The following is an 11,331-nucleotide window of genomic DNA, read 5'->3' as shown; positions in this document are numbered from 1 at the left end:
GGGGCCGGTCCCGGCAGGGAAGCCGGCCCGGCCGCCTGGCGCCCGCCGCCAGCGGAGAGAACAGGCGGCGGGCACGAGCCATCAGCGCGCGACCACCTCCAGCGGCGCGCGCATGCGGATGTCGGCGCTGGAGGCACCGACCTGCACTTCGTAGCGGCCCGGGTCGACCACGTAACGGCCGGCGGCCTCGTCGTACACGCGCAGGTCGCGCTCGGGCACGATGCTGAAGCTGAACGTGCGCGACTCGCCCGGCTGCAGGTGCACGCGCTGGAAGCCGCGCAGCTCCTTCAGCGCGCGCTCGCGCCGCGGCTGCAGCGGCGCCAGGTACAGCTGCACCACCTCGTCGCCGGCTCGCTTGCCCTCGTTCTTCACGGTGACGCTGACCGCGACCTCGTCGGTCGCGCTAGCACGCTTGCGATCCAGCTTCAGCGCCGAATAGCCGAAGCGCGTGTAGGACAGGCCATGGCCGAACGGGAACAGCGGCTTGCCGGTGAAGTAACGGTAGGTGCGGCCCTTCATCGAGTAGTCGTCGAACGGCGGCAGCTGCTCGTCGGCGCTGTAGAAGGTCACCGGCAGGCGCCCGGCCGGGTTGTAGTCGCCGAACAGCACGTCGGCCACGGCGTTGCCTCCGCGCTGGCCCGGGTACCAGGCCAGCAGGATCGCCGGCAGGTTCTGCTTGGCCCAGTCGATGCCCAGGGCCGAGCCGGTGGTCAGCACCGCCACCACCGGCTTGCCGGTGGCGTGCAGCGCCTCCAGCAGCTTCTGCTGGGTCGAAGGCAGGCGGATGTCGGTGCGGTCGCCGCCGGCAAAGCCCGGGTAGTCGACCTTCATCTCCTCGCCTTCCACGTCGCCGGTCAGGCCGCCGACGAACACCACCGCGTCGGCGCTGCGCGCCGCCTCCAGCGCCTGCTCGAACGGCGGCTGCGCGCCGGGGCGCTCCCAGGCCAGCCGCACCGCGGCGTCGCGCTCGTTCTCGTAGTACTCCAGGCGGATGTCGTAGGCGCGACCGCCTTCCAGGTCCAGGCTCACGCTGTCGGCGCGCAGGCGCTCGGCGTCCTCCCAGTGGTCCAGCACCAGCTTGCCGTCCAGGTACAGGCGCATGCCGTCGTTGGCCGCGGCCTCGATCCGGTAGCGGCCGCTCACCGGTGGCAGCAGCTGCCCGCTCCAGCGGATGCTGAAGCCGTCGTTGGGCACGGCGTTGTCCGGGCCGGCCTCGCCTCGGGCCATCAGGTTGTCGGTGGGCGAGCCGCGGTCCCAGCGGAACGCGATCTGCGGGTCCACGCGCACCAGCACCGGCTGCCCGGACAGGTCCTTGTTGCGGAAGTACTCGCCGCGCAGGCCGCGCTCGTTGGAGCCCGGCGCCGGGCGCAGGTACTGCGGCTCGATCAGCGGGGTCGCCGCCGGGTCGTCGCGGCCTTCGACCAGGTCCACGCCGCGCGCGTACACCACCTCCACGCCCGGCACCGCCTCCTGGATGCCGCGCAGGATGGTCACCGGGTCGGCCGGGGTGCCGTAGTAGTTGCCCAGCAGGGCCATGGTGTCGTCGGCGGTGGGGCCGACCACGGCCAGGCGGCGGATGTCCTTCGGCAGCGGCAGGATGCCGTCGTTCTTCAGCAGCACCAGCGATTCCTGTGCCATCTTCCGCGCCAGCGCATCATGCTTGCCCGATTGGTTCACCGAGTACGGGATCTGCGCCCAGCGCACCTGCTCCGGCGGGTCGAACATGCCCAGCTGCATGCGCGCCACGAACAGCCGGGTCAGGGCGTCGTCCAGTTCGGCCTCGCTGATCAGGCCCTTGCGCACCGCCACCGGCAGGTTCTGGGCGTAGGTGCTGCCGCAGTTCAGTTCGGTGCCGTTCTTCACCGCCAGCGCGGCCGCTTCCTCGGGCGTCTCCACGATCCTGTGGTTCTTCCAGATGTCCACGATCGCCCAGCAGTCGGACATCACGTAGCCGTCGAAACCCCACTGCTGGCGCAGCAGGTCGCGCAGCAGGAAGCGGCTGGCGCTGGCCGACTCGCCGTAGACGCGGTTGTAGGCGCCCATCACCGCGTACACGTCGGCTTCCTTCACCAGGGCCTCGAACGCCGGCAGGTAGGTGTCGTACAGGTCCTGCCTGGTCGGATGCACGTCGAAGGTGTGCCGGTCGGCCTCCGGGCCGCTGTGCACGGCGAAGTGCTTGGCGGTGGCGTCGAGCTTGCGGTACTTCGGATCCAGCGGCTGCCCGGTCTCCGGGTCCATGCCCTGCAGGCCGCGCACGAAGGACACGCCCATGCGCGCGGTCAGGAACGGATCCTCGCCGTAGGTCTCCTGGCCGCGGCCCCAGCGCGGGTCGCGGAAGATGTTGATGTTGGGCGACCAGAAGGTCAGGCCCTGGTAGCGGCCGCGCTCGCCCTTGCGCAGGAACTCGTGGTGCTTGGCGCGGGCCTCGTCGCTGATCGCCGCCGCCACCTGGTCCATCAGCGGCACGTCGAAGCTCGCCGCCATGCCGATGGCCTGCGGGAACACGGTGGCCCCGCCGGCGCGGGCGACGCCGTGCAGGGCCTCGTTCCACCAGTCGTACTGCGGCACGCCCAGGCGCTCGATCGCCGGGGCGTCGTTCTGCATCTGCGCGGCCTTTTCCTCCAGCGTCATCCGCGAGACCAGCGCGGCGGCGCGCTCCTCGAAGCCCAGCGAGGTGTCCAGCCACGGCCGCGCCTCGTCGGGCTGGGCCTGGACGCCGGGCAGCGCCGCCAGCAGGGCGAGCGCGCAGCCGCGGGCAAGCATGCGGCGGCGCAGGCGGCCGCGGGCGGGGGCGTAGCGGGCGGTTGCGTTGTTGGCGTCCATGACTCGCTCCTCTCAGGTTCGGGGATGGGTGCTACGGGGCCTCAGCGCGCGGTTTCCAGGCGCGCGTGCGGGCCCAGGGTGGCGCCGATGAAGCCACCGGCCACGTCGGTGCTGAGGATGGTGCCGTCGGCATCGCGCACCAGCCACTGCACGCCGCGGCCGTCGCCGGCATCGAAGCCGAAGCCGTAGCGGCCCTCGTTGCCCTCGATGTGCAGGGTCAGCAGTTCCGTTTCCACGGACGCCGGCTGGCGCGCCACCACCTCGACCCCGCCGCCGGCCTTCTTCTCCAGGAACACCTCCGCGCCCTGGCCGCCGCGGCGCACGCCAAGGAAGTACCAGTGGTCGTCGCCCTGGAACGCGGCCAGGCCGGCGGCCACGCCCGGCGCCGGCAGCTCAAGCGCGGTGCTGGCCTCGAACACCAGGTGCTGCTGGCGGCGGGCGTAGAAGGCCATGTTGGTCTTGGCGTCCAGGCGTTCGGGCAGCGGGTGGATGGCCAGCCAGCCCGGGCGCGAGCTGCCGTCGTACCACTGCGTCTTCGGCACCCGCGGGGTCATCCAGCCCTTGCCCAGCCCGACCGTGTCGAACTCGTCGCGCCAGGTGAAATTGCCGCTCATCGGCGCCTGGTCGGCCGGCTTCTTCATGAATGACGGCCCCGGCAGCACGTACGGGATTTCCTTGTTCGGCTCCAGGATCCGCGGCCAGCCGTCCTTCCACTGCACCGGCAGCAGGAACGCCTCGCGTCCGGTGTTGTAGTGGTCGCGGCCGTAGTTGCGGCTGGCCAGGAAGGTGGCCCACCAGCTGCCGTCCGGGCCCTGGACCAGGTCGGCGTGGCCGGCGTTGGTGACCGGCAGCGGACGCTCCGGATCGAGCTCGCGCTGGGTCAGGATCGGGTTGCCCGGGTACGGCTGGTACGGGCCCCACACGTCGCGGCTGCGCAGCACCACCTGCGAGTGCTGCGGGCCGGTGCCGCCCTCGGCGCAGCTGAGGTAGTACCAGCCGTCGACCTTGTAGATGTGCGGCCCCTCGATCCAGATCGGGTTCTCCTCCGGCTTCACCCCACCGTCGATCAGCACCTTGCGCGGGCCGAACGGCTTGCCGCTGGCGATGTCGATCTCCTGCAGCCAGATCGCGCGGTGGCCGTCGTAGCGCGCCGGGCCTTCCGGCTCGTCGTTGTTGAGGATGTAGACCTTGCCGTCGTCATCGAAGAACAGCGACGGGTCGATGCCGCCGATGGTCGGCAGCCACACCGGGTCCGACCACGGGCCGGCCGGGTCCTTGGCGGTGACGAAGAAGTTGCCGCCGGCGTCCACCGAGGTATTGACCACGTAGAAGGTGCCGTCGTGGTACTCGATCGCCGGGGCGAACACGCCGCGCGACATGCCCAGGCCGTCGAAGTCCAGCTGGCCGGGGCGGTGGATCGCGTTGCCGACCTGCTTCCAGTGCACCAGGTCCTCGCTCTCGAACACCGGGATGCCGGGGAAGAAGGCGAAGGTCGAGGCCACCAGGTAGAACTTGCCGTTGGCCGCGGTGATGCTGGGATCGGAGTGGAAGCCGGCCAGCACCGGGTTGCGGAAGCTGCCCTCCGGGAGCGGCGCCTCGAACGCAGCGTCGCGGCCGGTGTACTCGAACCAGTCGAAGTACGCCGGTGCCGCTTCCGCCGCCCGGGCGCCGGCCTCCGGTCCGGCCTGGCGCCCGCCGCAGGCGGACAGCGCCAGCGCGGCCACGGCCGCGGCGATCAGGCGGAGGGGGGTGCCGGGACGGCCGGCGCTGCGCTTGCTCATGGTCTGCTCCCTTTTTGTCCTGTGTGCCTTACCAGTCCCACATCGAGCCGTCTTCCAGGCGCGCGATCGGCAGCTGCTTGGGCGAATACGGGTACTTCGCCGCCAGCTTCTCGTCGATGTCCACGCCGATGCCCGGGGTGTCGCCCACGTACAGGCGGCCATTGCGCAGCACGTAGTCGTGCGGGAACACCGCGTCGGTCTCGTCGGTGTGGAACATGTACTCCTGGATGCCGAAGTTCGGAACCCAGGTGTCGAAGTGCAGGGCCGCGCCCATGGTCACCGGCGACAGGTCGGTGGCGCCGTGGAAGCCGGTGCGCACCTGGTGCAGCGCGGCGAAGTCGGCCAGGCGGCGGATGTGGGTGATGCCGCCGCCGTGGACGATGGTGGTGCGGATGTAGTCGATCAGCTGGTTCTCGATCAGGTGCTTGCAGTCCCAGATCGAGTTGAACACCTCGCCCACCGCCAGCGGGGTGACCGAGTGCTTGCGGATCAGCTCGAACGACTTCTGGTTCTCGGCCGGGGTGGAATCCTCCAGCCAGAACAGGCGGTAGGGCTCGAGCGACTTGGCCAGGCGCGCGGCCTCGATCGGGGTCAGGCGGTGGTGCACGTCGTGCAGCAGTTCCACGTCCGGGCCGTGGTCGCGGCGCAGCTGCTCGAACAGCCTGGGTGCCACTTCCAGGTAGCGCGGGGTGTTCCACACGGTCTCGGCCGGCAGCTCGCTCTCGGCCGGCTCGTAGGCGCGGCCGGAGGACACGCCGTAGGCCTTCTTCACCCCCGGCACGCCGCACTGCGCGCGCACAGCGAGGAAGCCCTGCTCGATGAAGCGGCCCACCGCGTCGGAGGCCTCGGCGATGTCGCGGCCGTTGGCATGGCCGTACACCAGCGCGCCCTCGCGCGAACGCCCGCCCAGCAGCTGGTACAGCGGCAACCCGGCCATCTTGCCGAGGATGTCCCACAGCGCCACGTCGACCGCGGCGATCGCGCTCATCGTGACCGGGCCGCGGCGCCAGTACGCGCCGCGGTACAGGAACTGCCACATGTCCTCGATGCGCCCGGCGTCGCGGCCGATCAGGTTGGGCACCACGTGGTCCTGCAGGTACGAGGCCACGGCCAGCTCGCGGCCGTTGAGGGTGGCGTCGCCCAGGCCGTACACGCCCGAGCGGGTGGTGACCTTCAGGGTGACGAAGTTGCGTCCCGGGCAGGTGACGATGACCTTGGCATCGACGATCTCGCGGTCGTTCTTCGAGCCGTGGGTGGTGGTTTCGGTGGGGATCTGGCTGCTCATCGTGCGTGGTCGTCGTAGGGCATGGGGGAAACGGCGATTTCGAAGGGACCGGCCGGCAGGCCGGGACCGCCGCCGTCGCGGTCGTAGAGGGTGCATACCGGGCTGTCGGCCCAGCAGTAGCGCACGCGCGTGGCCTCGTGCGCACGGGGGGCGCGCAGGGTCACGCGGTTGTTCCACAGCTCGGCGCTGGCCCAGCGGCAGGAGCCGGGTCCGCTGCCGCAGACCTCGAAGCCGATCGGGCCTTCGGCACCGTACGCGGCCAGCTTGCCGCTGACCTGGGCGAAGGACACCACGATGGCGTCGCCGTTGCGGCTGGCGGACTCCGGCACCGGGCCGGCCGGCGCCAGCTTCTCGCCGTAGGCCAGATGGCGCATGGCGCGGGCCAGGCGGCGGCCGAGCTCCTGCTTGTTGGTGGGGTGGATGTCGTAGCGGTCGCCGATGTCGATGGTGACCACCAGGCCGGTGCCCGGGTCCTCGTCCGCCACCTGCTTCTGCGCCTGGCGCATGTTCGCCCAGTCGCTCTCGCCCGGCGCGGTCGGCGGGGTGCCGAAGTTGGGCAGCTGCACGATCATCAGCGGCAGCTTCGCGCCGAACTGGCGGCGCCAGTCGCTGCGCAGGGCGCGCAGCAGGTCGGCGTAGATGGCGTGCTCGAAGGTGTTGGACTCGCCCTGGTACCACAGCGCGCCACGCAGGCCATAGCCGCCCAGCGGGGCGATCATGCCGTTGTACAGCGTGGACAGGCCGGCGGCGCTCTGCCACGGTGCGCGCGGCGGCGTGCCCAGCTCCGGCGGGACCACGCGGTACTGCCAGCCGCCGGCCAGCGGCACCCGGGTGCCGTCGGCCAGCACCAGCGCGTGTGCCTCGGCCGGGCCGGCCAGGCCGCCGTCGCGGTACGTGTCCAGCACGTTGACCACCACGGTGTTGGTGCCGGCCTGCAGCAGTCCCGGCGGCAGGCGGTACTCGCGGCCGCCGCCGGCGCCGTAGGTGCTGCCGACGGCGCGGCCGTTGACCCAGGTGGTGTCGATCTCGTCGGCCGGGCCCAGCGCCAGCACCGCGTCCTGCGCGGCCTGTTCGGCGCTCAGCTCCACCGTGGTGCGGTACCAGACCATGCCGTCGAAGGCTTCCAGTTCCGGTACGCCCCACTTCTCCCAGGCGCCGAGCTGGGCAGGCGCCGGGCGCCACTGCCCGGCCGGCGTGCCCGGCGCCCATGGGCGGTCGTCGGCGGCCACGCCCGGGCGGCCCGACCACCAGCCCTGCCACAGCTCGCCCCAGGCCCCGACCGCCTCCATCGGATCGCGCGCGTAACGCTCCAGCACGTCCAGTTCGGCGTCGTAGCGGCCGAGGGTGCGCAGCTGCCGTGCGCTGGTCCAGGCCTGGATGCGCGAGCCGCCCCAGGCGGCGTTGACCAGGCCCGTGGGCACGTCCACGGTCTTCTGCAGCTCGCGGGCGAAGAAGTAGCAGGCCGCGGAGAAGTCGCGCACGGAATCCGGATCCACCGGCTTCCACGCCACCGGCTCGCTGAACCCGCGCTGCGGTTCCACCTGCGCCACCTGCGGCACGGTCAGCAGGCGGATGCGGTCGTTGCCGGCGCCGGCGATCTCGGCGCGCGCGTCCAGCGAGCGCCACACCTGCAGCTCCATGTTCGACTGCCCCGAGCACAGCCACACGTCGCCGACCATCACGTCCGACACCACCTGGCGGGCCTGGCCGGCCTGGGCGGTGAGCACGTACGGGCCGCCGGCCTTGAGCGCCGGCAGGCTCGCTTCCCAGTGACCATCGGCGCCGGCGCGCACGCGCGCGCGCTTGCCGGCGATCTCCACCTTCACCTGCTCGCCGGGCTCGGCGCGGCCCCACACCCGCAGCGGCTGGTCGCGCTGCAGCACGGCGTGGTCCTGGAACAGCGAATGCAGCAGCGGGGCGGCCGGCGTGGTGGTGTCCTGGGCCTGGGCCAGCGGCGCCAGGGCCAGGCCCAGCGCGGCGGCCAGATGGATCAGCTTGGTTGGGCTCACTTGCCGTCTCCGGGTGCGTACGGGAACTGCAGGGACTTGTAGTACTCCAGGTCGTGCGGCGGCGGCGCCGCGCCTTCCGGCAGCGGGCGCTGCGAGAAGGTCTGGAAGTAGGCGATGCTGGCGTCGCGCCACCACTTTGCTTCCTTTTCCTGGATGCCGAGGAACACCGCGACCTGGTGGTGGCGCTCGGTATCGACCTTGCCCTCCAGCGCGGCCCAGGTACGGCGCATGCCGCGCACGTAGTCCACGCCGCGGTCGTAGCGCAGCACCAGCTCGTCCCACAGGCTGCGGCCGGAGGCCATGCGGTGGTCCCAGGGCACGTGGTGGAACCACAGCAGGAACTCTTCCGGCACGGTGTCGAGGTTGCCGAACTGCGCTGCCACCGGCGGCGCGTACTGGCCCACGGCGTTGCTGCCGCTGGCGGTGCGGTCGAAGCCGATGCCGCGCGCGTCGGCGCGGTGGTAGTAGACCGAGGTCCAGTCCGCGCGCGGACCGCCCTCGACCCACGGACCCGGGCCGTAGTGGTGGCCGCGGCCCATCAGGTGGTGCAGGCCCAGCGGGGTCATGTAGTCGACCACCGCCTGGTGCGAGCCCATCATCATCGACACCACCGGCTCGACCACGGCCGGGTCGGTGGAGAAGGTCATGCGCGCCCAGTCGCGGGCGATGTCCTCGGCGCCGGCGTGCGGGTCCCAGGCCATGCGCCCGAACACGTACCAGTTGGCCTGGTCGAAGTGCGAGCCGCTCCAGTTGCGGTCCACGCCGATGTTGGCCACGCCGGCCATGCCGGTCAGCGCGTGCCCCTCCAGCGAGCCGTCCACGATCTTCGCCACGGTCGAACCGGGGCCGCGCGCATGGGTATCGGCGCGCAGCGCTTCCTCGTACAGCGGGCCCAGGTACACCAGGTGGGTGGCGAAGCCCAGGTACTCCTTGGTGATCTGGAACTCCATCATCAGCGGCGTCCTGGGCATGGCGCCGAACAGCGGATGGAACGGCTCGCGCGGCTGGAAGTCGATCGCGCCGTTCTTCACCTGCACCAGTACGTTGTCGGCGAACCGCCCGTCGTGCGGCACGAACTCGTTGTAGGCCTGCTTGTGGCGGTCGTCAGGTTCCTCGTGCGAGTACACGAACGCGCGCCACATCACGATGCCGCCGTGCGGGGCCAGGGCCTCGGCCAGCATGTTGGCGCCGTCGGCATGGCTGCGGCCGTAGTCCTGCGGGCCGGGCTGGCCCTCGGAATTGGCCTTGACCAGGAAGCCGCCGAAGTCGGGGATGGTGCGGTAGATCTCGTCGGCCTTGTCCTTCCACCACTGGCGCACGGCCGGATCCAGCGGATCGGCGGTCGCAAGGCCGCCGATCTCGATCGGCGCGCTGAAGCGGGCGCTGAGGTAGACCTTGATGCCGTACGGGCGGAACACCGAGGCCAGGGCCGCCGCCTTCTCCAGGTACATCGGTGTCAATGCGAGCGCGCTGGTATTGACGTTGTTGAGCACCGTGCCGTTGATGCCGACCGAGGCATTGGCGCGGGCGTAGTCGGTGTAGCGCGGGTCCAGCCAGTCCGGCAGCTTGTGCCAGTCCCAGATCGATTCGCCGGCATAGCCGCGCTCGACGTAGCGGTCCAGGTTGTCCCAGTGGTTGAGCACGCGCACCTTCACCTTCGGCGCCTCGCGCAGGTCCAGCCCGGCCAGCGGCTGCCCGGTCTGCACCAGGCGCAGCAGGTGGAAACTGCCGTACAGCGCGCCCATGTCGGTGTTGGCCGCCACCACCGTGGCCGCGCGCCCGTCGATGCGGGTGCTGCGGATCAGGTAGCCCTCCTCGCCCAGGCCTTCCAGTTCGCCCTGGAGCGCCGCCAGCTGTGGCAGCGAGGCCGGGGTGCCGACCACGATCGCGCCGTCGCGCCGGGCCTGCGCGGCCAGCGCCGGCGCGCGCCCGAGCAGGCCGGACAGGCCGCGCACCAGTTCGTCACGGGCGGCGCGCTGGGTCGCGGTGTCCGCCGGGGCCACCAGCTGCGTGCCCTGGTCGCGGTACTGCTTGAGCACCGGCGCCGGCAGTGGCCGGTAGCGCAGCCACAGGTCATAGCCGTCCTCGGCCGCGGCCGGCAGCGCCAGCAGCCAGGTCAGCAGCAGCGCCAGTAGCCCCAGCAGGCCGGGACGCGCGGGATGTTTTGCAGACGCGGATCGTGCTATCGATATCACTCTTCTACTTCCGGTTGTCGCGGGCCATGGCCCGTGCCCGCACCCGGGCCGGGCGCGGGCGGGAACCACAGAGCGCGGCAGGGCCGCAGTCCATGGGGAGGGAACGCCATTGGCCACCAGCAGCAAGTCCGCACGCCGCAAGGGACGCGCGGTAACCATCCACGAGGTGGCCGCGGCGGCCGAGGTCTCGCCGATGACCGTGTCGCGGGTGATCAACGGCAACGCCAACGTGCGCCCGGAGACCCGCGAGCAGGTGATGCGCGCGGTGCGCGAACTGGGCTACACGCCGAACCTGGCGGCGCGCTCGCTGGCCGCGGCGCAGGGCACGCGGATCGCGCTGATCTACACCAACCCGTCCGGCGCCTACCTCAGCGAGCTGCTGGTCGGCGCCCTGCGCGGCGCCGCGCGCACCGCGGTGCAGCTGGTGGTCGACAGCTGGGACGGCCTCAACGCCGAGGCCGAGCGCGCCGCCGCCCGCACCCTGGCGCGCAGCGTCGCCGGCGTGCTGCTGCCGCCGCCGCTGTGCGAATCCAAGGCCGTGGTCTCGGAACTGGTCGGCGCCGACGTGCCAGTGGTGGCGCTGGCCTCGGCGCGCTTCGGCGACGACGTCTCGCACGTGCGCATCGACGATTTCCGCGCCAGCCGCGAGATCACCGAATACCTGCTCGGCCTGGGCCATACCCGGATCGGCTTCATCAAGGGCCATCCCAACCAGACCGCCAGCGCGCGGCGCTTCGAGGGTTTCCAGGCGGCGCTGGCCGCGGCCGGCATCAGCCTGGACGCCGGCATGGTCCAGCAAGGCTACTTCACCTACCGCTCCGGGCTGGAGGCGGCGGAGAAGCTGCTGGCGCGCAAGAAGCCGCCGACCGCGATCTTCGCCAGCAACGACGACATGGCCGCCGCCGTGGTCTCGGTCGCGCACCGCCGCGGCCTGGACGTGCCACGCGACCTGTCGGTGGTCGGCTACGACGACACCTCCGCCGCCACCACGGTATGGCCGGAGCTGAGCACCGTGCGCCAGCCCATCGCCTCGATGGCCGACTCGGCCATGGACATCCTGGTGCGCGCGATCAGCCGCCGCGAGAAGGACGTGCACATGGTCGTCGACCACGTGGTCGCCCACGAGCTGGTCCGGCGGGACTCGGTGGCCCCGCCGGCAACCCGCGACTGACAGGCGGCCGGCGCCCATCGGCCCGCTCATCCCTGCATCTGCTCCAGTTCGCGGCCTCGGGTCTCGC

Annotated in this window: 6 protein-coding genes; 1 reads left to right on the top strand and 5 read right to left on the bottom strand. The window is 71.6% G+C overall.

All coding sequences use genetic code 11. The features are described from left to right. Positions 1 to 81: 81 nt before the first annotated feature. The 5 genes from B351_RS0103170 to B351_RS0103150 all read right to left on the bottom strand — a co-directional run bounded on the left by B351_RS0103170 (position 82) and on the right by B351_RS0103150 (position 10,093). The gene (locus B351_RS0103170) at positions 82 to 2,763 is read right to left on the bottom strand and encodes a glycoside hydrolase family 3 C-terminal domain-containing protein (RefSeq protein WP_407059575.1); all 2,682 of its coding nucleotides are present in this window, start codon (positions 2,761 to 2,763) and stop codon (positions 82 to 84) included. A gap of 101 nt (positions 2,764 to 2,864) precedes the next feature. After that, positions 2,865 to 4,604: a glycoside hydrolase family 43 protein gene (locus B351_RS0103165; protein ID WP_019397605.1), complete on the bottom strand. Its 1,740-nt coding sequence runs from the start codon at positions 4,602 to 4,604 to the stop codon at positions 2,865 to 2,867. Between the two features lie 28 nt (positions 4,605 to 4,632). Further along, on the bottom strand, positions 4,633 to 5,889 hold the full coding sequence (gene manD, locus B351_RS0103160; protein WP_019397604.1) for a D-mannonate dehydratase ManD: 1,257 nt from the start codon (positions 5,887 to 5,889) through the stop codon (positions 4,633 to 4,635). Further along, entirely contained in the window at positions 5,886 to 7,898 is a 2,013-nt protein-coding gene (locus B351_RS0103155; protein WP_019397603.1) for a sialate O-acetylesterase, read from the bottom strand. The genes manD and B351_RS0103155 overlap by 4 nt, the downstream gene beginning before the upstream one ends. Beyond that, entirely contained in the window at positions 7,895 to 10,093 is a 2,199-nt protein-coding gene (locus B351_RS0103150) for an alpha-glucuronidase family glycosyl hydrolase (protein ID WP_019397602.1), read from the bottom strand. Before B351_RS0103150 ends, B351_RS0103155 begins: the two co-directional genes overlap by 4 nt. Positions 10,094 to 10,202: 109 nt before the next feature. Between B351_RS0103150 and B351_RS0103145 the strand changes: the two genes are divergently transcribed. Beyond that, on the top strand, positions 10,203 to 11,264 hold the full coding sequence (locus B351_RS0103145) for a LacI family DNA-binding transcriptional regulator (protein ID WP_019397601.1): 1,062 nt from the start codon (positions 10,203 to 10,205) through the stop codon (positions 11,262 to 11,264). Positions 11,265 to 11,331: the final 67 nt, after the last annotated feature.

This window comes from Pseudoxanthomonas sp. GW2 (assembly GCF_000283075.1).
Taxonomy (GTDB): Bacteria; Pseudomonadota; Gammaproteobacteria; order Xanthomonadales; family Xanthomonadaceae; genus Pseudoxanthomonas.
This window is presented reverse-complemented; position numbering and strand designations above follow the sequence as displayed.

Coding starts and splice junctions, on each gene's coding strand:
- B351_RS0103165 (WP_019397605.1), bottom strand. CDS start 4,604: ATGAGCAAGCGCAGCGCCGGCCGTCCCGGCACCCCCCTCCGCCTGATC.
- B351_RS0103170 (WP_407059575.1), bottom strand. CDS start 2,763: ATGCTTGCCCGCGGCTGCGCGCTCGCCCTGCTGGCGGCGCTGCCCGGC.
- manD (WP_019397604.1), bottom strand. CDS start 5,889: ATGAGCAGCCAGATCCCCACCGAAACCACCACCCACGGCTCGAAGAAC.